Consider the following 22,770-nt stretch of genomic DNA (forward strand, 5'->3'; position numbering starts at 1 on the left):
TGATAAAATATTTAGAAATAACAAAATAAATTTATTATCAAATAAAATATCAAAAAAGAATATTTTATTGTGAAAGTTTAAAAAACATTTATTATTAGATAATAAAATGTTTCATTTTAGATAATTTTAAGCATTAAACATTATTGTTAAATTAAAAACACATTGCCTATGTTTATTTTTTGATACATAAATAAAAAATATAATAATATTATTTATTATCAATTAGTTATTAAAATTTTTATTTTTTTGATAGTTTTAGGCTATCAATAATGCGTAAACGGATTGATAAAAACAAATTGCATAATTGAGGTAATATGACTTTAATCTTTTCTTGTAATAGATAACTATTATAATATATTATTATACTTCCTATATATTTTATTATTTAAAAATCATACTGATGCTTGTTTTCATTAGCGGAGTTAAGTAATGGAATTAAAAAATTTAAATTTATTCATATTAGTGGTAAGAGTTGTTTAACCTTCAATCGTTTTATTTAATGTAAATAATAAAAAATCTGTAGAATAACGGATAGTGTAGAGCAATTTTATTATGGATACCCTTTTCAAGGATGGCTATTAATTAGACTATTAAATAAAGTTGTAGAAGAGGATGCTTATTATGAAACATCAAGATTTAGTTTTTCAATTTTTAGATTATCGATTGCATTGCAATGAAATGCTGATGCAAAATGGAGAAATTATTGCAGTACCACCTAAAGAATTAAGGGCATTAAGTTGTCTAGTGGCTAATAGTAAAAAGATTATAAAGAAAGATGATATCGTTGCTTATGTTTGGCAAGGTGGCGAAGTAAAAGATGAATCAGTTGTTCGTTGCATATATTCATTGAGAAAATTGTTTAAACAGGAAAATTTGATTATAACCATTTATGGTAGAGGATATTGTTTTAATAGTGATGTAAAACTTATTGATTTAAATGCGAAGAATGATTATTTATACGAAATTCCTAACCATGATAAGCGGCAAAGTGGGTTTTATATGCAAAGTATTGGCAGAAATATTACCTGTATTCAAAGAGGGTATTTGTTCTTCAAATACAATAAAGGATAGTTTTCAGCGTTTAACATTGAACATTAAATGTAAATAGTCATGATTTCGTCATAATTTGGTTGTGATCTTTGGGTTATTTTAAGGTTTAATGAGATCGTGTTTTTTGCTAGAAGCTGGTTTCATGTTAAGGAGCAAGTTTTGCGGCAGAGTGAATCTATGTGGATAAAATATGACGAAATTTTATTAGAAAATCCAGTCCTTTATTATGTTACGGCAGTAAGTAAAACAGAACTTCGTATTAGTTCAAAAGGAAATCAAGAAATTTGCTGTTTCGATATTGGAGAGAGTGGTATCATGATGATTTTACCTTCTAAAATAGATGTTCTATCGGGTGAAATCAGGTTAAAAAAAGAAAATATCTTACATTTAGCTAAAATGCAGGCTTTTATTGATAAAGCAAATAATCAAATCCATAATTTTAAGAATAATTACCTTTCTGCTTTTATTAATTTTAATTTTGATACTTATAAAAAACAAAAAAATCTTGAATATTGGTTTTTGAGTCAACAAATTAATAAAGAAAAAAAAGCAGAAAGGTTTTCTTCTTTATTACGCCAAAATGAAGAATATCGTATTGTCAGTTTTCTGCTTGAAGAATCGATGTTAGAAGGGAACCAAAAATTACAGAAAATGAGTGTAAAATATGGATTATCTGCTTCTTACTTTAGAAAATTAGCAGGAAATGCATTAGGTAATTCTCCTAAAACTGAGTTAAAAAAATGGCGATTAGTTAATGCGTTATTAGATTTAAACGATAAAAATCATAATATTACACAAATAGCTTTTAAATATGGTTATTCCAATTTGTCTCATTTTTCTGATGAAGTGAAGAGTTTTTTGGGGATAAGTCCGAGCCGGTTAAAAAGATACTATCAAAGGAAAGGATCTAGTGTCACCGATGAAGAAATTACTGATAAGAAAAGATAGCAGTATATTAATTTTTTTAGTGGTTTTAAATTTTATATTATTGCCCAGTTCTAAAGCTGTATCAGAGCAAAATATCGAATCAGGTTATATTGCTAAAAATGAAACTATGCGTGGTGTTTTTGATGCCTTATTTTCGGTTATTAATAAACCAATCGTAGTTAGTTAGCTTGCTGTAAAAAAGAAAATAACTGGCGATTTTGATCTTAAATATCCACTGGATACTTTAAAAGACATTACTCAGCAACTTAATTTGATGTGGTACGATAATAGTCAAGTAATATATATTTGTGATGCAATTGAAATGCGTGATACTGTTATTACTTTACATAATACGACAGTTTCTGAGATAAAAAATTTTTAAAAGATTCAGGTCTGTATGATGAACGTTATCCATTGCGCTCAGGTAGTAACAATCGTTTATTTTATATATCTGGGCCGCCAGTCTATATTGAGACGATAATTAATACTGCTCAGTTTTTAGATGAAGTGACTACAAGCTTTGATGGCCAAGAAAAAATAGCAATTGTGCCATTATATAATACATTTTTAGAGGATCGTCATTATCAATATATGCTTAATGATATTATTATTCCAGGAATGGCATCAATAATAAATAAATTGATGGATGCTTCAAGTAGTAATAATGCAAAATTAAAAACGCATACGCTAAAAAAATCAAGATGATTTAGCTAATCAGAATAATAATTCATCACTAACAGAAGATTTATCGTTAAATAAAGGTGAGGTTTCTATTATATCTAATCCTGGTAATAATAGCTTATTAATAAAAGGTAATAAAGAACAAGTAAATTATTTACGAAAGATTGTAGTACAGTTAGATATCACTAAAAGGCATATAGAACTATCGGTATGGATTATTGATATAGAATGATCAGCTTGGTATAAAATGGAGTGGTGGTGCTAATATTGGGCAAAAATTAGGTATATCGATAAATGCAGGAACAAGCACTATCGATGGAGCTAGTTTTATGGCAGATATATTTGCATTAACAAGGAATGATAAAGCAAATATTGTTTCTCGGCCAATGGTACTAACACAAGAAAATATTCCAGCAATATTTGATAATAATCGAACTTTTTATACTAAATTGATTGGAGAAAGAGCGACAGATTTAAAAAATGTTACTTATGGTACAGCCATTAGCGTATTACCTAGGTTTACTCTTGATAATCAGATAGAAATGATGATTACCGTTCAAGACGGAAGTCGAGGGCAACAGTTAACTGATCATTTACCAGAAATAGGACGAACAGATATTAGTACTATTGCTAGAGTACCTCAGAATAAAAGCTTATTAATTGGTGGTTATACTCGTGATGAACATAGAAATATAGAAGAAAAAATACCATTACTGGGAGATATTCCTTATTTAGGTAATATATTTCGCTATACTACTGAAAAAAAGATAGTTTAGTAAGAGTATTTCTTATACAACCTAAAGAGATTATTAATCCTTTAAGTTTGAGAGCGGAAAATATTGCTAAAGAAGTAATAGAAGATAGATTTGATAATAAATTAGAAAATTGGATGTCAAATTTTTCGAGTAATCGTTGATGAGTAATAACATAAATAATTCTTATAATATTGTCCAGTACATGCTGCGTAATAGACAATAATTAATTATGGAAAAAGTGAATACTCAGGAAAAAATGGATCGATACGAGGCACTTAACGATGAAAGCGAGAGCAAAATTGAAGAAAGGCATCAATATAACCAAAAAAAATTTAGTAATGAACAAGGAAAAGCACTATTACTATCGCAAACTAGACAGAGAAGAGATTTAGTTAGAAAAAGTGAATTAGAAAATTGTAATGAATTTGACTATATTTTGGATGATGAAATCGATTAAAAAATCGATAAAGTAGTAAATATTTTATCTGCGTCGAAAATTTCTCCCCAAAATTTAGTAGCACAGCTTAGAAAGTTAATAACTGATGATAGTGATTTAGTAATCGTATTACGAGCTTTAATTAGGCGTAATATGCTACATGAAAAAAAAGAAAAAAATAACAGATGTATTAAGTTATGTAGAACAAACCACGAATAAAAAACGATTAAAATCAGGAATTAATGTTGCTCTCAAAGCACGTATATTTAGCTCTAAAATAGATGTTGAACCCTATTTACTGCGTGAAAGTTATAGACAATTTATTGAAACGGATTTATATGAGATACAAATTTATGGTAACTGGATTTCAACCTATGGAACAGAAAATCGAAAAATAATTTTGCAATTTATCGAAAATGCGACGATTACTGATATTAATTCTAATGATCCCAGTTGTAGCCGAATAGAATTTGGTAATCTTTTGTCAAGATTAAATCAAATAAAAACAATAAAATCATATGATAAATTCTTTATTGTATCTTTAATTAACTATTATAAAAGTAAAGCAATTCCCTTTCAGGAGTTAAACATAGTATTATTTTTTTATTGGTGTACTTGAAGAACCTAATGCTACAGGTGATTTTCTAGATTTATTATTAAAAGTGGATAGTGGTAATGAAGATAAAGGAAAAATAACTCAATTAATTTATAATTTAATAAAAAAATTGCCACTATGTATTTTTATTGATACGAATGATAAAGAAATAATAAAAGAGCAGTTGATAGAAAAATTAAATAATTTTTTCATTTAAGATAGTATAAATCACTATAATATTTGAGTAAATATGAATAAATTTCTAAATGAAATAAAAAGACATTCAGAGTTGTTTGTATTAATTTTAGTTTTTGTCATCATTTCGATGTTGGTAATTCCTTTACCTACATATTTAGTTGATTTTTTAATCGCGTTAAATATTATTTTATCCGCATTAGTATTTTTATCTTCATTTTATGTAAATAGAATACTAAATTTTTCATCATTTCCTGCCATTTTATTGATAACCACATTATTTAGATTATCCCTAACCGTAAGTACAAGTCGATTAATATTAAGTGAAGCTGATGCAGGGGGAAATTGTCGCTGTATTTGGGCAATTTGTTATTGCTGATAATTTAGTGGTTGGGTTTGTCATTTTTGCCATAGTTACTATTGTACAATTTATGGTTATTACCAAAGGTTCAGAACGTGTTGCAGAAGTTGCTGCCCGTTTTTCTCTGGATGGTATGCCAGGCAAACAAATGAGTATCGATGCTGATCTACGCTCTAGTATTATTGATGCCGAAGAAGCTAAACGTCGGCGCAGTGTTGTCGAACGGGAAAGCCAGCTGTATGGATCTTTTGATGGTGCAATGAAATTTATCAAAGGTGATGCAATTGCGAGTATTATTATTATCTTCATAAATTTTATTGGCGGCATTAGTGTTGGTATTAGCCAACATCATATGGATTTTTCGCATGCTTTAGCAACCTATACGATTTTGACGGTCGGTGATGGATTGGTTGCACAAATCCCTGCTTTATTAATAGCGGTTGCGGCAGGTTTTGTTGTTACCAGAGTTAATGGTGATAATGAAAACTTAGGTAGAACGATCATTAACCAGTTATTAACTAATCCTTTAATTTTTTGATTATTTCAGCAATTATTGCATTGAGCATTGGCAGTTTACCTGGCTTTCCTTTTATTGTTTTTTTATTGATTTCGGCAATATTAGCTAGCATGTATTATCTTCAATTCAAAGGAAATAAACCAAATAAAGAAGATACGGCATTGATTGAAAAAAATGAAATAACGGACTTAGAGATAGATAATCAAGGGGTGATTAATAAAAAAACAAATGAAACGATCCCTTTAATTTTGGTTGTTAATAAAAGCGTAATTGAAAATTTAAAAAAAAGAAAATATTTCTGTCAAATTAAAAAAGAAATTTTATCTAGATTATGGAATAAATTTGCCTGATATCATAATAAGTGATTCTGATGATTTAGAAGAAAATACCATAGTGCTGTTAATTAATGAAATAAAAGAAGATCAATTTTATATTAGATACGATGGATATCGTCTTATTAATAAGGCAGATGAAATTGAACATCTTGGGATCGACAAAATTACTATTAATAATGATATTTGGATAAATGAAAAGGATTATGAAAAAATAAAAGAAATAAGCTATTTATGTCGCCATTATATAGATGAAATTTATTTTAATTTAGCCAATATACTCACTCGTTATGTACACGAATATTTTGGTATACAAGAAGCTAAGCAAGAAATTGATAATTTAGAAGAAAGTTATCCAGATCTTATTAAGGAAGTCGTAAGGCATGCAACTATTCAAAGAATAGCAGAAATATTACAACGGCTAATTAATGAAAAAATATCAATAAAAAACATGAAATTAATTATGGAAACTCTTGCACAATGGACGCCAAAAGAGAAAGATGTTATTTTACTTGTCGAACATATTCGTAGTGCATTAGGAAGATATATTTGTCATAAATTTTCGCGAGGAAATAATTTAAACGTTATTTTATTATCAAATGAAAATGAAGAGGTTATTTGGAGTAATATACGAAATACCTCGGCTGGTGCTTTTTTGAATTTAGAACCTAAAGAATCTGAATATTTATTAGATAAAATATCATTAGCATTAGATAGCATGCCGTTATATCTTATAATGATTTTGTTATTTTATGTTCAGTTGATATTAGAAGATTTTTAAAAAGTTTATTGAAAATAAATTTAACAATGTGGATGTTATTTCTTTTGGTGAATTAACAGAAACGGTTTCCGTAAATGTATTGAGAACGATTTAAAACTAAATGGAGAGAGTATGCATATTGATATTGCCTTATTAGTTCGTGATGCGCTGGCACATAGCGGTTGTGATAAAAATTTAATTTCTGATTTTGATGGACATTCAACGATTACATTAGAATTTAGTGATTCATGAGATATCAATATAAGTATTGATGATAATTGTGTATGGCTGTGGAGCCCTCTTTGCGAAGTGAGCAGTAATTTGATTTGTCAATTAAGCTAAAAGATATTAAATAAATTAATGGAAGAATGCCTGTTTACCGTGACAAAACAGTTACAATTAGTTTGTCGTAATCAATATATTAATTTGGCAGGCGTCGTAGCTCCTGCATATTTAGTCGATGGATCCAGCTTTTCTGTGGCGTTAGAGGAATTCTTCCACTTAATAAATAATTATTCAGAGATGCTTTGTTAATGAATGATACTTTAAGCCATAGAATATATAAAATTCAGTCGCTATTAGGAACAGTGATTGAAGCCAATATTGCCGATTGTGAAATTGGTGAAATTTGCCATATTCATAAAAATTGGCGAGACACAAAAATTATTGCTAAGGCACAAGTTCTTGGTTTTCGAAAAGATACTGTAATACTAGGGCTAATTGGTGAATCGGTAGGGATCTCAAAAGAGAGTGTTATTATTCCATCAAAAGAACATTTTACCATAAAACTTTCATCAGATTTATTAGGTTGTGTCATAAATTCAATGGGAGACATTGCTGAAGGTTTTAAAGAAAAAAGTGGTTTATTAACTAATGAAAAGCGTGGGATCAACCAAAGTTAACCAAATTATTTGCAAAGAAAACCAATACAACATCCATTTGTAACCAGTATTAAAGTGATCGATGGGCTAATTACCTGTGGAATTGGTCAACGATTGGGTATTTTTGTTTCTGCTGGATGTGGAAAAACATCACTGATACATATGATGATACAACATGCCAGTGCAGATATTTTTGTTATCGCATTAATTGGTGAACGGGGGCGTGAGTTGACTGAATTTGTCGATACACTGAAACAAATTGGTCATATTGATAAATGTGTTATCGTTTACGCCACTTCTGATTACTCTTCAATAGATCGGGTAAATGCTGCTCTGGTTGCTACAACAATCGTAGAATATTTTCGCGATGCAGGAAGTAACGTAGTACTGTTTTAGATTCAATAACCTGTTATTCCAGAGCATTACGCGACGTTGCATTAGCCGCAGGAGAACCGCCAGCCAGACGCGGATATCCTGCCTCTGTATTTGAAGCATTGCCAAAATTATTGGAACGGCCAGGGCTTACACAAAAAGGGGGAATAAGGGCATTTTATACTATATTATTAGAAAGTGATGATGAACCTGATCCGATTGCAGAAGAGATTTGTTCTATTCTTGATGGACACATTTATTTAAATCGTAAATTGGCAGAAAAGAGTCATTACCCTGCTATTAGTATTCTACAAAGTATAAGTCGTGTAGCTTCTCACATATGTGATCAACAACATTTGAATCATGCCGCTCAAGTTAGAAAAATTTTAAGTAAAATTGAAGAATTGAAAATATTTATTGATTTAGGCGAATAAAAAGAAAGCGAAAACCGTGAAAATGATGAAATGTTATATAAATATAATAAAATAAATAGTTGGCTTATACAATCTCCAGATGAAAAAATCCTTTGAATCAATAAAACAAGAGATGTATGAGATTCTATCGTAATATAAAAAAAAGCATACTTTAATATGTCAAAAAATAAATCAGAACGATATTTGACTGAAAAACTTAGATAATAAAATAATGATAATTGAAAATGAGATAAAGGAAATCAATAAAGAAATTTTATTTATTAATAATTTATTGGCAGATATTAATAACGTAGGATTATTATCAAAAGATGAGTTGTTTTCAATAAAAAGAAAACAAGCGGTATTTAATCATAAATTAATAGATTTAAAATTGGAGAAAGCAAAAAAGCAAGCTGATCATCAACTTGTTATTTTAGAAAAGAAAGAAAAATTAAATACTAAAAAAATTTTACATATGAAAAGCGAAAAGTATATTTTTTTATTGAAAAAATATATGGTTAAAATTATTCAAAGGAAATATCTTATTGAAGAAAATGAAATAAAGGAAATTCTTTATGCCAAAAGTCAGTTCAATAAAAAATTTTAATATACAATCAAAGAAAAATGGAACATGCTCATTAGATGACATTATTAAAGAAAATATAAAAAATAGCAAACCATTATCTAAAATCGATTTGTCAAAAACTAATAATATTAATTTATTATATGATAATACTATATTTCATGATGGTAGATATAGCTATGATCTTGATGAAGTTAACTATCTTAGTGATGTTCATGAAACTGATATCTTAATGAAAAATGAAGAAAAAGATAATACAATAGTAGATAATCAATTTTATAATATTTCTTTAAGATTATCTGATGTTAGCATAGAAAATATTATAATAAGTAATCAGTCAATATTCAAAGCTTCAGGAAATATAGAGGAAGTAAAAAATGATAACTTTAGTAATCATAAAAAATATGTTCCAACTGATAAAAAATCTGGCCAGATACACCTTATAAAACATGAAGATAGAGTTATAAAAAAAGAAAATATTGCCAATAAATTAAGTATTAATAATACAATCAATGACGATGATAATCTAATAGAATCTAGCAATAAGTTAAGCTCTAAAGGTTATATTCCCATTACACTTGAATATATTTTACAGAAAAATAAAATTCCTTTATTAGAATTGGAAAGTATTTTTCAAGGTAAGGTACTACCATGTGACTTAGCCGCAGAAAATAATATTAAAATTGTTGCTAATGGGGTTTTAATTGCAAAAGGAAAGATAATTTGGATTGAAAATAGATTGGGTGTAGAGATCACTGATTTATTTCATAACGAAAAATAAACAATTGTTAATAAAGAAAATAAAAGTAGAAATTATGAATAATGATATTTCTCTGATTACCCTATTGGCATTTTCAGCCTTATTACCATTTATTATAGCGACTGGCACATGCTATATAAAATTTTCTATTGTTTTTATTATGGCTAGGAACGCTTTAGGGCTACAGAAAATTCCTTCTAATATAGTATTAAATGGTGTTGCATTAATGTTGTCATTTTTTGTGCTACTGCCTGTAGTGAAAACCAGTTATCAAGAATTTAATAAGATTAATATAGATTATAAAGATATTGATTCTATTATTAATTCAGTAAACTCTGGATTGGGTGGATATAAAAATTATTTAATAAAATATTCAGATAAAGAATTAGTGTCATTTTTTGATAAGTTACATCAAAAGTCGAATGATGGAAATTATGATCAATATGAAAAGTTTATGAGTAATATAATTTTTGCAAGTAATAAGGTATTATATTTAATATTGATCTTTTCATTATTTCCGGTCATCGTCGCTACTATTATTGGGCTAATTGTTGGGCTTTTTCAGACGATAACTCAGCTACAAGAGCAGACATTGCCTTTTGGATTAAAATTGATTGGTGTAATGGGATGTTTATATTTACTATCAGGTTGGTATAGCGAAGTTCTCTTAAGTTATGCTCATGAAGTTATTAAGCTAGCACTATCGTGATTTAATATTATGCATATAGATACTAATTTTTATTTTAATATATATAATTTTTTGTCTCATTTAGCTGTCGTAGCTTCGCGTATTTTTCCAATATTTTCTATTATTCCATTTTATCTAATAATATTCTATCCTCTACGATTAAATTTCCTCTTTCACTATTTATTGCTATGGGTGTATGGCTATATGATGCATATGATTTACCTCAATTTGAATCGATCAATTATTTAGTCATCTTGCTAAAAGAAATTATTATTGGATTAATGATTGCTATTTTTATTTCTTTACCTTTTTGTGTTTTACAAATAGCAGGAAATATTATTGATAATCAAAGAGGAGCGACATTAGGTAGTAGTATTGACCCTATTAATGGTGTGTATATATCCGAGCTGGCTAATTTTTTTTAATTTATTTTCGGTGATACTATTTTTAGCTAATGGTGGAGTTATAATTATTTTAGAAATTTATAATTATAGTTATCGTTTGTGGCTACCTTTTTCAATGGAATTGCCATCAGTTTCAAATATTTTAACTTTTCTTTCTTATGCAATTTCAAAAGCGATAATGTTAACGAGTCCATTAATTATTATTTTTTTTGCCACTGAAATTATGCTTGGGTTACTTGGTCGATATGCACCTTAATTAAATCCATTTTCTATTGCTTTAACTGTTAAAAGTCTAATTTTTTTTATATACTGATGATCTGTTTTTCTTCATCTTTTAGAGAAACGGTATTAGTCATGCAGCAAATATCTTTTAAATTAATTGAAAACAGTATCTAATGGAATACTATGTCAGCAAATAAAACTGAAAAACCAACGCCCAAGAAGTTAAAAGATGCAGCTCAAAAAGGAAAAATTTTTAAAAGTAAAGATTTAGTTATCAGTTTTTTTATTTTTTAGGTTGTTTATATTTGACAAATTATATTAATTTCACAGCCATAATAGATATTTTGGCGAATACATTAAAAAAATAATCATCGTATTACACCATTAAATTATACTTTTGTCCTTTTATTTTCGGCATTAAAGATTTTTTTACTTTTTCTTTTTTATGTATATTAATTATTATGCTTATGACGATGGCACAGACAGGATTTAAAATTGCAACTAAAGTATTAAAATTAGATTTTAATACTTTAAATCCTATTCAATGGAATTAAAAAAATATTCAATATTAGAACGATAAAAGACTTCATTAAAAAATTTTTATTTATCTTAGTATTTTTTATTGTTACATATATTTATTGGGGTAATAATAAAAAAATTATTTTTGCTCAAATTTATTTAAATATTTAAGATATTTTTTTAGTATGGAAAACGTTATTTATCGATTTTATCGTTATTTTATTATTGTCATCTATTATTGTCTTGATTTTAGATTCTGTTGCAGAGTATTTTATTCATATTAAAGATTTAAAGATGGATAAAAATGAAGTTAAACGTGAACATAAAGAACAGGAAAGAAATCCTGAAATCAAATCAAATCAAATCAAATCAAATCAAATCAAATCAAATCAAATCAAATCAAATCAAATCAAATCAAATCAAATCAAATCAAATCAAAAAGAAAAGAATTGCATATCGAGATTTTATCTGAACAAGTAAAAAGAGATATTAAGAGTTCAAAATTTATGATTGCTAATCCAACACATGTCATTATTGGTATCTATCTAAATCCGCAAATAGTTGCTATACAATGGTCTCAGTATTAGAGAAGAATCAACGAGCACTTGCTGCTCGTGCCTATGCTGGAAAAGAGAGCGTGCCGGTAATAGAAAATATTGCATTAGCGCGTCGAATATATAATACCCATCAACTTTATTCCTTTATTAATTTAGAGGAAATTGGTGAAATAATTAAAATTTTAAGTTGGTTGCAAAAAGTTGAAGATGAGTGGGATAGCGAGGTTACATAAAGAGTTAACATTTTTTATGAGCGTTATTTATGTGAACACGATTTATTTATCTGTTTTAATTGTGAAAATGAATGCTAATAGCAATTCAGGAGATTTACTATGCCCTATAATAATGAAAATATATCTCTTACTCAGAATGAACAAGATAGTTTTGGTCTTGAAGAAACTATTCTGACCGTTATGAATACGGGTGCCACACTAAAAGATATTTATGAAATAGATGAGAATGTTATAGAGAATATTTATGCGCATGCTTATGAATTTTATCAACAAGGTAGGCTTGATGAAGCTGAAAAGTTTTTTAAATTTCTATGTATGTACGATTTAAAAAATTCTGATTATTTCATTGGCTTAGGTGTTGTTTATCAGCTTAAAAAGGATTATGCTAAAGCCTGTGATATTTATGCTTTATCTTACGTAATGGCAAAAAACAATCATTGCCCGGTTTTTTATTCAGGCCAATGCCATTTGCAAATGGGAGATATTGCTAAGGCACTTTATTGTTTTGATTTAGTTTGTAATGAAAGTACCGACGTTAAATTAGTAAAAAAAGCGGAAGTTTATCGAAAAGTTATTAAAGAAGCTAGATTATCAGAAACAGAAGTTAAAACAGAAACTTCAATTTCTTAATTTTTTATATTTTTAATTAGGAGTTATTATATGGGAGAGACAGATACATTTAATATAAGAAAAAATTTTTCTAATAAATTTAATAATGAAAATGTTGATGCTGATCATTTTAATGAAATTGCCATCGTTATTAAAGATAAAATTACTATTTCTCCCAAAGAAAGTATTCAATTAAATAATAAAGCTAAATTAGAATTAATTTTAGCATCAGAGTTTAACAATAAAAATGTATCTGATAATTCAATAGATATTCCGCAGATTAGAAAGCCTAAATTTTCGCTGTCAGAAAAAGGTAATTTATTATTAGTATTAGCTGAAATGCAAAAAATTAGTGTCGATCTTCAAGGAGATAAATTAAAACTCAGAATTGAATTGTTTAATGGTAACTAAAAATAAGCGTTAATGTGTATCTAATTTATTTTAAACAGTATATTAAGACTAGGAATTGCGATAATAATGATTAAATTTCAAATAGAATCTTCTTCGTCCCTATAGAAAAATAAACTGCATCTTTATTTTTCTTTTTAATAACTAATAAATAGTTATTGCCCCATTTCTTCGATAGGAATTGGGGGATTTTTAGTTTTTTTAGCTAAATTTATACTAGTGTATTATGCTATGTTTGACTTAATTGTATAAATTATTTCTATTTTCAGATGCGTATCTGCCATAATAAAAAATAAATATTATTTATGCTATTACTGGTTTTTATTATTAATTATTTAAAAAATTATATATTATAAAGCAGAGAGTATTTATGGAAATAACCTTTAGTAGTGTTGCTAATATAAATCATGTTAAATTAAAAACAGACAATGATAGTGATAATAATAAGCTGAAAAACGATAAATCAGCAAAACAAAGATTAGATGAAAATATGGCAACAGTGGTACCATCAGAGGAAGTGACTGAAATCGCTGCTTATTTTGAAATGATGAATGCAATGAGTGCTCATCGAGCAGAAAATATACGTAATACTCAATTAAAAAAACGATTTCAAGCGAAATTCTTGTTGATGTTCTCAATTTAATTAATGCTGCTGACAATAATATAAAACATCTAAATAATATAACTGGGTTGAGTTATTATCTCACAGTAAAAGATAAAAAAATTACAACTAGACAGTTGTAGACAGCAATTAACGTTATTAAAAACAGATGAAGAGAAATATAAAATAATTGAAAATAAAATAGTTGAGATTGAAAATGATATTGAAGTTTATCGTAAGGTACTGTTGATAGCCGAAAAATCTACTCGTGCTCATCAACTTAGTGCTATAGGTTTTTCAGTAAATACATTTCCTATTTTTAGATTTACTCAAGCGTTAAACAATATAATTAAAAAAAATTTTTATTACTCTCTATCAGACAATAGTAGTAAAGTGTTTATCTATGGATTAGATAACATAATTAATTTAATCGATCAAACGGATAAATATGTTTCTGATCACTACTTAAATATGATTGAAGCCATTATATGAAAATAAATTAAAAAGTATAGTAAGAACACCTATACATTTTAAAAGAGAAGATATGATCCAACATATAATTAGACAGCATGTAGAAGGTTGGCAAAATAAAACTGTTGCAGAAAAAGTAGAATTATATGAAATGATTAATGCATCGGATAGAATAGTAACAAAATTTAACAGTGGTAAATCTGTTATTGAACCAGAAATTGAAACATTAAATATTTATGCAATATCTGTTTTAGCATCTATTTATGAAACCGATTCACATGTATTTGGTAAATTATCATTAGATGATCTTATATCAACAAATTATGTTTATAGCTACAAAGATGAACGAGGCAGAACTCAAGTTGATATAACAACAATTTATGAATATATGTTACGACATATAAAAGAAATTGATTCACCATTATCAAAAAGAGATCATATTAAACTAAAGTTTCCTGCTGAATTTCAACCAGGTTTAATTTCTTATCTGGAAGAAGAGTGCGAAAATATCAAAACGATGAACGGGTTAGATTGTTATGTGGTCTACTAACCGAGGAGGGTTACATTACTTGTCAACCTTGCGATATTATTTTAACCAGTGAGTTGATAAATCATGTCACTGACTATTTGACCCGCTATAAAGATAATGAAGAGAAGATAACCGCCTTTGTCAGGTTATTACTTAAACCCTTAGGGGAATATGGCGCTAATCAAGGTGAAAAAATCTCTTATAGCCGTCAACAGGCAGTTATTACCGATTGGCTACAATATGCAATCTTTGGTGAGTCAATGGATAACTGGCTACTGGCACAGATAGAAAAATATCAAACGCAATAAAAGGCCTTTATTCTGACAGCCAAGTTCACCGATAAACTACACCAAATTATAGCGGGCGGTATTCCATCAGATAGCTGGAGTTTAATGCAGACTGAGCAAACTAAATCGTCAGAGAATTTCCTGTTAGGTCATGAGGATCTGAAAAATGATCACCACAATCAAATCGAATTAACTTTGCCGTATGCGAGGCTTGATGATTATTATCAGCAACAGCTATTAAACCGTATTATGCCAACATTGATGTTGCAGCCTAAAAAACTAGATGAACAACAAAGACTGCAAAAAATGGCGATAAATCAACCAGAGTGAGGTTATCTCCATGCAGGGACAGCATTACTGAGTGAAAGTGGCGCTGATTTTAATAGTATGAGCCTGAATGAGATTATTGATATCGGTATATGGTTAGAAATGATGCTTGCGGAGAAAAAAGTCCCTGCTGAATATGTTCAATACTTCAAATTACCCGCCATGATCCATGACCGATTAAATAAAGAACATACTGCTACCACCACACGGGAAATGACCGACGTTTATCACAATTATTTTGATTATTTCACGCAATATGACCAAAATAATCCCTTTATCAAATTGGTTACTTTATCTCAAAATTGGAAGTCCCGAACAGAGCTTGCCCGCCAACAATTAAAAGCGCATGATGTGGAAGAGAGTTGGTTATATGATTATTTGTATCACAATAGAGAGGTTGACTACCCGAATAAACAGGGAAAGATGACCTCATTAGCTAATATAAATCAAGTTTTTGCCGGACAGAACCAACAAATTGCTAGATTTACCGAACAGGCAGAAAAAATCTTGCTCCCCCTGACGTTTAATTCAATTAGATAGAGCGAACAAAAGTTTATTGAACAGGCGGCATTCAACTGGTAAAGGCCAGATTTGATGCTACCAATAGTTTGTACGGTGTCCCGTTACCGCCATCAGCAAGACAAGGAATGAGAAATTCAGATGGGTTAGTAACCAGGGTACCCGAATCGATTGATTTGTTGCAATGTATGTTTAATGGCGAAAAACGGATGTATGCATTAACCCTGGAGCAGGATATAGGACGTTATAGATTACAACGGGTTGATTTCAATAAAGGTAAAATTCTTGACCTATTTCCGAATGACGGATTAGCTCGCTATGATAATGATTATTAATTAAAAATAGAGACCATTTTGCCCTTAAAAGCAGCAAATGATAAGCCGAATATACTATTCGCAAAGTTGGCTAAACGACATGGTGAAAAATTATGTCAAAAACTGCGAGATGAAGGTTATGAAAAAACAACCCGGCAAAAAGTGGAGGAGTTTTTCTTAAGCCTGATTCCATTCTATACTTGTATTACTGAGGCCCAAAAAGGCGATACTAATGGGGCGATCGAAGCCGGTTTATTCGATATCTTAAGTTTTGTACCGTTTGCTGGCAAAAGTGCTCAAGTAGCTCGTCGGTTTGGTATTGCCGCTAGTGAAGCCGCTATTGATGCACTACGGATTGCGCTAAGACATGCGACGATTGCTGAGGCTTTAAAAGAAGGCGGAAAACAGCTTATCAAATTTGGTCTACCTCATATAATGCAAAGTGTACCAAGAAAAGCTTATGTTGATATAGGTGTAGCGTTTATCCGTTCAGCTGATCCTGGATTTGAACTGTTAGCAACTAGTGGATTAAAAGGTCTCAATAACCTAAAAAATGCCGCTATAAATGTAAAACAGAAAATTAGCGGGTTAACTCCGTTGGTTGAAGCGTTAGATAAGCAAGCTAAAGCGTTATCTATTGCACCAGTTGAGTCTTTCAATACTGAACGTGCTTTTCGCTTTGATCTGGCAAAAGTCGTTCAGGTAGTTAACATTGGCCAGGAACGCGGAAAAGATATTTGGATACAAGTAGATCCTACAACCGGTGCTCTTTTTGGTCGAAAATACCTACGAGATGCTGCCGGTAACCTGGAGTTAGCACCGGTTTTAATACGAGAACGTCTTTATTGGTTAAAAACCCAAGGTATGGGTGGAAAAGGTGCTAATGCAGCCGCCAAAAATTTATCTTCTCAATCCGATACAGTTTCAACTCAATTAGAAAAAATATCGCTTAAGCAATTGGACAAATTATTAGTAAATCGACAAGCTAATACGATTATCGATTTATCCAAAAAAACTTGAGTAACATGAAGCTTTCTCATTGTTTTAATCAAAACATAGACAGCGCTTTTGTTAATCTAAGTGGCTCTAATTTAACTAAGTCTAAATTGATTAAGGCTAATCTAATTCGCATTAAGCTAAATGGCGCCAATTTGACTGAAGTCAACCTGACAAATACTAACTTATATGCCGCGGATTTATCAGAAGCCAACCTGACAAATGCTAAGTTATTAACAGCCAATCTGATATATGCCGATTTAACAAAGGCTAATTTATTAGTCACTAAGCTAAGTAAGAGCAAACTTACTAATGCTAACTTATCCGCCGCAAATTTTAGTAATAGCGAAATGATTGATGTGACTTAAGTGGGGCTAAGCTTAATGATGCCAAAATCCTTCATGCTAATATGCACGGAGCTAATCTGGCAGGGGCCGAACTGACAAAAGCGAATTTAACCGGTACTAATATAATCAATGGCAATCTCAGTAATGCTAACTTGATAAATGTCAGCCTGACAGGTACTAACTTAGCAGGAACTGATTTTAGTGGCGCTTTATTGCGTAGAATTAATTTTAGAGATGCTAATTTGGCGGGAGTAGATATTATAGCTGTTGATTTTTCTGGCGCACTCTTAAACAGCACTCTTACAATTAATCCATTTATTGAATGGAATGACGAGACCTTGGATTTGATACTTAATCATTTTCATAATCTAGAAGGTAGTTTATTAACCAGTATCGATAGCATAGATGATAGATATCGTGAATTAAAAACTAAACTGGCTTTGCAACTTATTCATTCTCTTGACCGTCCTGGCATTAATCTTCTTCAGGTCAGGTTACCATTAATAGAGGTTTTGGGCAGACCTATTTTTATCAATAATCAAGAAATTAACCATTTTATTAATAAAATGATAGAAAATTGTCTAACAGACTCTTCCTTGGGACTACTGAATAACTTTAAATCCCACCCTCAACTAATTAAGCCTTTTTTCAATTATTTCGCCCAACGTCCGCATTTGCTAGCTTCAGTCCACGTTAATAGTGCTTTTATTCAAACCATAATAGCGGCCAGAATGGCTGGAATAAATGTGGTAGAAAATTTGGCAATTAATGAACTATATGAAAAATATTTAAAACTACCTGAAATTTAGCAACAACTGCAACACCCAGAAATTAAATACACTTTTGGTGATTCTGAAGGCAATGCAAACTGGGCAGACAAACATGCAATGAATTATCTATTATTATCACCAAAAAAGCCAGGCAGAGTATTATTGGTTGCTGAAAATGAGTTTATTAATATGCTGCACCCTGATTTGAATACAAGATGGGAGCATATTGTTCTTTTTCAGGATGGCAACTGTTTGAGTCCGACTGAATACAACCTGAGTCGATGTTACAAAGATGATTCTCCGCTTTTTGCCGCGTCTTTTATTAATAGTGAAAATCAGACAACGTTTAATAAATTAATTGAGGCCTTAGATTTAAATGACCAATATAAACAATTTTTCCTTGAGGCTATACAATCCAATGCTTATAGCACAAAGCTGATAGATAGCTCTGCTCAACAGGAGTTAACTAAAATTTTTTCTCGTCTGCTTGATTTTCAACAGGGCTGCACTTTGAAAAAGCAAAATTATGACCAGATCCTCAACTTATACAATTTAACAGAAAGTACAGATAGAGAAAAAGCCGAGCATCTATTCGCGTTATCTGCCGTTTTTACTCATTATTCATCCAGAGCTATTTTTGGAACCGAGTCAGAATCACGGCTAATGCTCAGGTATTATGCATGCGCTTTAATGGAAAAAGCTCACAATCTGGATCAAACACTGATTGGTCAGGATAGACTCAATGATTGGAAAAATCGACTACTAGGAATAGGAACAGAGAACATTTTCACTTGTACTGCGGTTTTATCTAACATAATGACTAAATATGCTTCAGAGCACTGTAATTATGTTTTGCAAAAGATCCAGCCATTGGCCTGGCGTTAAAAGATGCTATTTTATTAATGAAGAGTAATTAAATTTATGCAGGATGGTATGGTTTATTTGATCTTAGCTGCTAGAAAATGCCATCCTGTGTTTTTATTAATCTGTCATCCTCAATGTTTACAAATGTGGTAGTGGGTTAATGCGGCAATAAAGCTGACTAATCAGAACGTACAAGCATTGGCAATAGTCATTACAAGGAAAAATGCCAAATCTGGAAAGTTATTTAAAAATGTATTTGGCAAAGATTAAGTAGAGAGCATATGTTAGTCATACTAACTTAGATGGTTTGGTTAAACTTTGCTATCAAGCTGCCTCAGCTAATTCTGTTGTGAATACGATAAAAAATAATTACTACCCATTTGTTCAAAAAATGTGGATGAATTAGATAAAGATTTATTCTCTAAAATTGATAAGTTAGTAAAGATAAAAAAGCGACTAATGCTGATGAGTCTGCTGAGTTTATGATGGAATTTATTTCTTTAACTAATAATTCTTATGTTTTGTTGGATAAGTTTGTGGGAGTAAGTCTGGATGCAGTAAAATTACTAAATCAATATACAACTGAGTATGATTTCAAAAATAATTAAAATTCTTAGTTTCAATGACTGTGCTAGGAATGTGGTGCCCGGAGGCGGAATCGAACCACCGACACGAGGATTTTCAATCCTCTGCTCTACCGACTGAGCTATCCGGGCAACAGGGCGCATTAAACCTGATTATGATATTTTCGTCAATTAAAATTATTGCAATAAGCTTTCTTATGCTTTTTTTTCAACAATTTAACAACTGGTATATAAAAAGTGTTCGAAGCTTTTTTGCCGATTAGAAATGGTACCCTTTATTATAAGGGTACCAGCTTAACTAAGTAAAAAGGCTGTTAACGATAATTTTTCTGCGCATTATTTACTTTAATCAGATAATTACGTGATTGAGCAGCCGGATGTTTAGTCACTAATGCTTGGTAAACATCACCGTGTGGCATTTGGTTAATAATCTGTGCTGCCAGCTTTTTATCCTTATGGAATACTCTTAATACACTACCGGCTCCACCATTATAGGCAGTGATGATCGCATAGCGGCGCGAGGTAGCATTAGTGATTTCACCTAAATAAGTGTTTTGTAGCAATGATAAATAGGCGGTTCCCAGATCAATATTATTGGCAGGATCAAATAAATAATTGCGGTTTGGTATGCCTGATTTTCCTTGGGCACGAAAAACGTCTTTGCCAGCAGTGTTTGGCATAATTTGCATTAAACCTAAAGCATCAGAGCGACTGACTGCGTAAGGATTAAAACTAGACTCTATTTGCATAATTGCCAAGATCAACGCCATATTTTGCTGCTGACTGACGTCGCTGTAATTTATTTTCTAATAGATAGTCGGCAAATTTTGTTGCTCGCCATTCCCAGCGGATCGGTTGATTCGTATGATCAAGTACTTGTCCATATAAAAATGGCTTTTTACTGATAGCAATATTATTAATATCAGAGTAAAGATCAATGGAGCCTGGCTCATCGCCCATCAATAGAGTAGTAACAATGGCTTTTTTTAAGTATTCCTTTGGCTCTACGCCAGCGATGGTTTCAATTGTGATGCTGCCGCTGTCAAAATTAATATGGCTACGGGTTTGGTATTGATCGGTATATTTGACATAATCTTTTGGCCCAGCAATCAGCACTTCCTGAATTCCCCAAATATTCTCAATATTGTGAGCAAATTGCTGAACTAAAATATCAAATCCATTGGTATCTTTGATGTATTCAGGATGAAATGAGAACTCTTTTTTACTGGAGCAAGCCAGCAAAAGTTGGACAATGATCAGAGGGAGCAGCAGCGTTTTCATATCATTCGCAGTTTGTCAGATAAAAAACCATCAGAATGGAAAAAATTCTGATGGGGTTAATAATTATTTTTCAGGCGGGGTATAGCCTTCAATATGAATTTCTTGCCCCTCAAACAGAAATTTTACCATCTCTTGCTCTAATAGCTTTCGGTCTTCAGGATTCATCGTGCTAAGTTTTTTTTCATTGATCAGCATGGTTTGTTTGCTCATCCATTGTCCCCAGGCTTCTTTAGATATTTGATTAAAAATCCGCTTACCTATTTCACCAGGATAAAGCTGAAAATCGAAACCTTCAGCTTCACGTTGTAAAAAAGTACAAAAAATAGTTCTACTCATTAAGTGGATCCTCAGAACGGTAAAGTTAATATCTAAATTGTTTAAGTAAGTTTTCAACCGGTGCTGCTAAGCCAATTTTTATATCTTGCTGTAAGTTATACCAAAGTCCTTGTGTTTCATCCATACAAGCAGAAAACTGATTAATAGTGACATAAATAGGTATAATATCTAAATGAAAGTGGCTAAAGGTATGACGAAATGTAATTAATTGCTCAATTTTGTTATATACAATACCGGAATTATTAAGCCACTCGTTTAGTGCATCAAGCGTATCAAATTGTGGAAAAATATATAAGCCTCCCCAAATACCAGAAGGAGGACGCTTTTCCAGCCAAATTGAATTTTCATATTGTAGAATCAAAAACCAGCCACATTTGGTGGGAATTTGCTGTTTAGGTTTTTTGGCTGGAAAATTTTGCCAGCTGTGGTTCATAAAAGCATAGCAACCTTTTTGTAACGGGCAGAGTTCGCATTTAGGTTTACTACGACTACAGATCATAGCACCGATATCCATCATCGCCTGATTAAAATATTGAGCATCATTAGCAGGAGTTAACAGAGTACTGATAGCCCATAGTTGGTTTTCAACTTCTTTTTTACCGGGCCAACCATCAATTCCATAATAACGAGTAAGCACGCGTTTTACATTACCATCCAGGATCGGCAAATGTTGGTTTTGGGATAACGATAAAATAGCACCAGCAGTGGAGCGTCCGATGCCTGGAAGTGAAATAACTTGTTCGAATTTATTGGGGAAATGGCCATCATATTTAGCCACAATTTGTTGTGCTGCTTTATGCAAATTGCGGGCTCTGGCATAGTAACCGAGGCCTGTCCATAGGTGTAAGATTTCATCTTGCGGGGCATTGGCTAAAGATATGATGTCAGGGAAATGGCTAATAAATTTCTCAAAATAGGGGATCACGGTAGCGACCTGTGTTTGCTGCAACATTATTTCAGATAACCAGACGTGATAGGAGGATTTTTCTCGTTGCCAGGGAAGTGTTTTGCGCCCATAACGATGATACCAGTTAAGTACAGCTTGCGAAAATTGCAGTGTATCCATATAAAAAGTCTTTACCCTAAACAGTTTTATAAAAAGTAGCTTTTGATATGAGCGCTGCTATCATTGCTAGTTGTTTTTTCCGCAAGGAATAAATATTTACTCTTTAGCCAAATATTAGCTTTGATGAAGCTTTTTATTCCGTCAATAGAGTAATGCTTTTACCTGCAATTTTCATATTCAACTGCTCATAATATAATTATCTCTATTATGAATAGTATTA

General features: G+C 30.8%; 32 protein-coding genes, 1 tRNA gene and 8 pseudogenes. 37 read left to right on the forward strand and 4 right to left on the reverse strand.

The window, feature by feature from the left end; all coding sequences use genetic code 11:
* Positions 1-621 precede the first annotated feature (621 nt).
* The 37 genes and pseudogenes from AC01GB_RS07720 (at position 622) to AC01GB_RS07895 (ending at position 19,304) form a co-directional block, all read left to right on the forward strand.
* A complete protein-coding gene (locus tag AC01GB_RS07720; RefSeq protein WP_474451351.1) occupies positions 622-1,071 on the forward strand; it encodes a winged helix-turn-helix domain-containing protein in 450 nt (149 codons plus the stop codon).
* Positions 1,072-1,209: 138 nt separating this feature from the next.
* Entirely contained in the window at positions 1,210-1,998 is a 789-nt protein-coding gene (locus AC01GB_RS07725; RefSeq protein ID WP_474451353.1) for a helix-turn-helix domain-containing protein, read from the forward strand.
* On the forward strand, positions 1,970-2,164 hold the full coding sequence (locus tag AC01GB_RS07730; RefSeq protein ID WP_474451354.1) for a hypothetical protein: 195 nt from the start codon (positions 1,970-1,972) through the stop codon (positions 2,162-2,164). The genes AC01GB_RS07725 and AC01GB_RS07730 overlap by 29 nt, the downstream gene beginning before the upstream one ends.
* 15 nt (positions 2,165-2,179) lie before the next feature.
* Positions 2,180-2,359: pseudogene (locus AC01GB_RS07735) on the forward strand (EscC/YscC/HrcC family type III secretion system outer membrane ring protein); the annotation flags it as partial.
* A 32-nt stretch (positions 2,360-2,391) separates the two neighbouring features.
* Positions 2,392-2,682 carry a hypothetical protein gene (locus AC01GB_RS07740; protein WP_474451355.1) on the forward strand — a complete coding sequence of 97 codons (291 nt, stop codon included), beginning with the start codon at positions 2,392-2,394 and terminating at the stop codon, positions 2,680-2,682.
* A 52-nt stretch (positions 2,683-2,734) separates the two neighbouring features.
* Positions 2,735-2,890, forward strand: a pseudogene (locus tag AC01GB_RS07745) (hypothetical protein); the annotation flags it as partial.
* 97 nt (positions 2,891-2,987) lie between these two features.
* Entirely contained in the window at positions 2,988-3,434 is a 447-nt protein-coding gene (locus tag AC01GB_RS07750) for a hypothetical protein (protein ID WP_474451356.1), read from the forward strand.
* Between the two features lie 235 nt (positions 3,435-3,669).
* Positions 3,670-3,870: a hypothetical protein gene (locus AC01GB_RS07755; protein WP_474451358.1), complete on the forward strand. Its 201-nt coding sequence runs from the start codon at positions 3,670-3,672 to the stop codon at positions 3,868-3,870.
* Between the two features lie 139 nt (positions 3,871-4,009).
* Positions 4,010-4,468, forward strand: a complete 459-nt coding sequence (sctW, locus tag AC01GB_RS07760) for a type III secretion system gatekeeper subunit SctW (RefSeq protein WP_474451360.1) — start codon at positions 4,010-4,012, stop codon at positions 4,466-4,468.
* A gap of 226 nt (positions 4,469-4,694) precedes the next feature.
* Positions 4,695-6,724: pseudogene (locus AC01GB_RS07765) on the forward strand (EscV/YscV/HrcV family type III secretion system export apparatus protein).
* Positions 6,725-6,741: 17 nt separating this feature from the next.
* A pseudogene (locus AC01GB_RS18100) lies at positions 6,742-6,951 on the forward strand (InvB/SpaK family type III secretion system chaperone).
* A gap of 191 nt (positions 6,952-7,142) precedes the next feature.
* Positions 7,143-7,511 carry a hypothetical protein gene (locus tag AC01GB_RS07770; protein WP_474451361.1) on the forward strand — a complete coding sequence of 123 codons (369 nt, stop codon included), beginning with the start codon at positions 7,143-7,145 and terminating at the stop codon, positions 7,509-7,511.
* Positions 7,512-7,565: 54 nt separating this feature from the next.
* Positions 7,566-8,296, forward strand: a pseudogene (locus tag AC01GB_RS07775) (hypothetical protein).
* 187 nt (positions 8,297-8,483) lie between these two features.
* Positions 8,484-8,882, forward strand: a complete 399-nt coding sequence (locus AC01GB_RS07780) for a hypothetical protein (protein ID WP_474452348.1) — start codon at positions 8,484-8,486, stop codon at positions 8,880-8,882.
* A complete protein-coding gene (locus AC01GB_RS07785; protein WP_474451362.1) occupies positions 8,851-9,639 on the forward strand; it encodes a FliM/FliN family flagellar motor switch protein in 789 nt (262 codons plus the stop codon). The genes AC01GB_RS07780 and AC01GB_RS07785 overlap by 32 nt, the downstream gene beginning before the upstream one ends.
* Positions 9,640-9,673: 34 nt before the next feature.
* Positions 9,674-10,048: pseudogene (locus tag AC01GB_RS07790) on the forward strand (EscR/YscR/HrcR family type III secretion system export apparatus protein); the annotation flags it as partial.
* 24 nt (positions 10,049-10,072) lie between these two features.
* On the forward strand, positions 10,073-10,327 hold the full coding sequence (locus tag AC01GB_RS07795; protein ID WP_474452349.1) for an EscS/YscS/HrcS family type III secretion system export apparatus protein: 255 nt from the start codon (positions 10,073-10,075) through the stop codon (positions 10,325-10,327).
* Between the two features lie 92 nt (positions 10,328-10,419).
* Positions 10,420-10,731 carry a flagellar biosynthetic protein FliR gene (locus AC01GB_RS07800; RefSeq protein ID WP_474452350.1) on the forward strand — a complete coding sequence of 104 codons (312 nt, stop codon included), beginning with the start codon at positions 10,420-10,422 and terminating at the stop codon, positions 10,729-10,731.
* The gene (locus AC01GB_RS07805) at positions 10,694-10,966 is read left to right on the forward strand and encodes a flagellar biosynthetic protein FliR (RefSeq protein WP_474452351.1); all 273 of its coding nucleotides are present in this window, start codon (positions 10,694-10,696) and stop codon (positions 10,964-10,966) included. The genes AC01GB_RS07800 and AC01GB_RS07805 overlap by 38 nt, the downstream gene beginning before the upstream one ends.
* A gap of 149 nt (positions 10,967-11,115) precedes the next feature.
* Positions 11,116-11,226, forward strand: a complete 111-nt coding sequence (locus AC01GB_RS07810; RefSeq protein WP_474451363.1) for an EscU/YscU/HrcU family type III secretion system export apparatus switch protein — start codon at positions 11,116-11,118, stop codon at positions 11,224-11,226.
* A gap of 179 nt (positions 11,227-11,405) precedes the next feature.
* Entirely contained in the window at positions 11,406-11,486 is an 81-nt protein-coding gene (locus AC01GB_RS07815; RefSeq protein ID WP_474452352.1) for a hypothetical protein, read from the forward strand.
* 190 nt (positions 11,487-11,676) lie between these two features.
* Positions 11,677-11,736, forward strand: a pseudogene (locus AC01GB_RS07820) (hypothetical protein); the annotation flags it as partial.
* Positions 11,737-11,745: 9 nt separating this feature from the next.
* Positions 11,746-11,931 (forward strand): hypothetical protein, encoded by a 186-nt coding sequence (locus tag AC01GB_RS07825; protein WP_474452421.1) that lies wholly within the window; start codon positions 11,746-11,748, stop codon positions 11,929-11,931.
* Positions 11,901-12,038 carry a hypothetical protein gene (locus AC01GB_RS07830; protein WP_474451364.1) on the forward strand — a complete coding sequence of 46 codons (138 nt, stop codon included), beginning with the start codon at positions 11,901-11,903 and terminating at the stop codon, positions 12,036-12,038. The genes AC01GB_RS07825 and AC01GB_RS07830 overlap by 31 nt, the downstream gene beginning before the upstream one ends.
* Positions 12,023-12,241, forward strand: a complete 219-nt coding sequence (locus AC01GB_RS07835) for an EscU/YscU/HrcU family type III secretion system export apparatus switch protein (RefSeq protein WP_474451365.1) — start codon at positions 12,023-12,025, stop codon at positions 12,239-12,241. Before AC01GB_RS07830 ends, AC01GB_RS07835 begins: the two co-directional genes overlap by 16 nt.
* Before the next feature lie 99 nt (positions 12,242-12,340).
* Positions 12,341-12,871, forward strand: coding sequence for a SycD/LcrH family type III secretion system chaperone (locus AC01GB_RS07840; protein ID WP_474451366.1), 531 nt, complete (start codon positions 12,341-12,343; stop codon positions 12,869-12,871).
* Between the two features lie 30 nt (positions 12,872-12,901).
* Positions 12,902-13,261: a hypothetical protein gene (locus AC01GB_RS07845; protein ID WP_474451367.1), complete on the forward strand. Its 360-nt coding sequence runs from the start codon at positions 12,902-12,904 to the stop codon at positions 13,259-13,261.
* 367 nt (positions 13,262-13,628) lie between these two features.
* Positions 13,629-13,901 (forward strand): hypothetical protein, encoded by a 273-nt coding sequence (locus AC01GB_RS07850; RefSeq protein ID WP_474451368.1) that lies wholly within the window; start codon positions 13,629-13,631, stop codon positions 13,899-13,901.
* Positions 13,902-14,403: 502 nt separating this feature from the next.
* Positions 14,404-14,880: a hypothetical protein gene (locus tag AC01GB_RS07855; protein ID WP_474451369.1), complete on the forward strand. Its 477-nt coding sequence runs from the start codon at positions 14,404-14,406 to the stop codon at positions 14,878-14,880.
* The gene (locus AC01GB_RS07860) at positions 14,829-15,167 is read left to right on the forward strand and encodes a hypothetical protein (protein WP_474451370.1); all 339 of its coding nucleotides are present in this window, start codon (positions 14,829-14,831) and stop codon (positions 15,165-15,167) included. Before AC01GB_RS07855 ends, AC01GB_RS07860 begins: the two co-directional genes overlap by 52 nt.
* Before the next feature lie 84 nt (positions 15,168-15,251).
* Complete coding sequence (locus AC01GB_RS07865; protein WP_474451371.1) at positions 15,252-15,476, forward strand: hypothetical protein; 225 nt, start codon at positions 15,252-15,254, stop codon at positions 15,474-15,476.
* Between the two features lie 57 nt (positions 15,477-15,533).
* A complete protein-coding gene (locus tag AC01GB_RS07870) occupies positions 15,534-16,013 on the forward strand; it encodes a hypothetical protein (protein WP_474451372.1) in 480 nt (159 codons plus the stop codon).
* A 107-nt stretch (positions 16,014-16,120) separates the two neighbouring features.
* Entirely contained in the window at positions 16,121-16,327 is a 207-nt protein-coding gene (locus AC01GB_RS07875; protein WP_474451373.1) for a hypothetical protein, read from the forward strand.
* Positions 16,328-16,345: 18 nt separating this feature from the next.
* Positions 16,346-17,326: a hypothetical protein gene (locus AC01GB_RS07880; RefSeq protein WP_474451374.1), complete on the forward strand. Its 981-nt coding sequence runs from the start codon at positions 16,346-16,348 to the stop codon at positions 17,324-17,326.
* Positions 17,327-17,331: 5 nt separating this feature from the next.
* The gene (locus tag AC01GB_RS07885; protein ID WP_474451375.1) at positions 17,332-17,670 is read left to right on the forward strand and encodes a pentapeptide repeat-containing protein; all 339 of its coding nucleotides are present in this window, start codon (positions 17,332-17,334) and stop codon (positions 17,668-17,670) included.
* Between the two features lie 41 nt (positions 17,671-17,711).
* Complete coding sequence (locus AC01GB_RS07890; protein ID WP_474451376.1) at positions 17,712-18,458, forward strand: pentapeptide repeat-containing protein; 747 nt, start codon at positions 17,712-17,714, stop codon at positions 18,456-18,458.
* Between the two features lie 78 nt (positions 18,459-18,536).
* The gene (locus AC01GB_RS07895; RefSeq protein ID WP_474451377.1) at positions 18,537-19,304 is read left to right on the forward strand and encodes a hypothetical protein; all 768 of its coding nucleotides are present in this window, start codon (positions 18,537-18,539) and stop codon (positions 19,302-19,304) included.
* Positions 19,305-19,923: 619 nt separating this feature from the next.
* On the opposite strand, the gene AC01GB_RS07900 is transcribed toward AC01GB_RS07895, so the two are convergent.
* The 4 genes and pseudogenes from AC01GB_RS07900 to mutY form a co-directional block, all read right to left on the reverse strand.
* Positions 19,924-19,999 (reverse strand) — tRNA-Phe (locus tag AC01GB_RS07900).
* Between the two features lie 182 nt (positions 20,000-20,181).
* Positions 20,182-21,148, reverse strand: a pseudogene (locus AC01GB_RS07905) (murein transglycosylase domain-containing protein).
* 63 nt (positions 21,149-21,211) lie between these two features.
* Entirely contained in the window at positions 21,212-21,484 is a 273-nt protein-coding gene (locus AC01GB_RS07910; protein ID WP_474451378.1) for an oxidative damage protection protein, read from the reverse strand.
* A 25-nt stretch (positions 21,485-21,509) separates the two neighbouring features.
* The gene (mutY, locus tag AC01GB_RS07915; RefSeq protein ID WP_474451379.1) at positions 21,510-22,550 is read right to left on the reverse strand and encodes an A/G-specific adenine glycosylase; all 1,041 of its coding nucleotides are present in this window, start codon (positions 22,548-22,550) and stop codon (positions 21,510-21,512) included.
* Positions 22,551-22,770: the final 220 nt, after the last annotated feature.

The organism is Candidatus Arsenophonus phytopathogenicus (genome assembly GCF_056113345.1).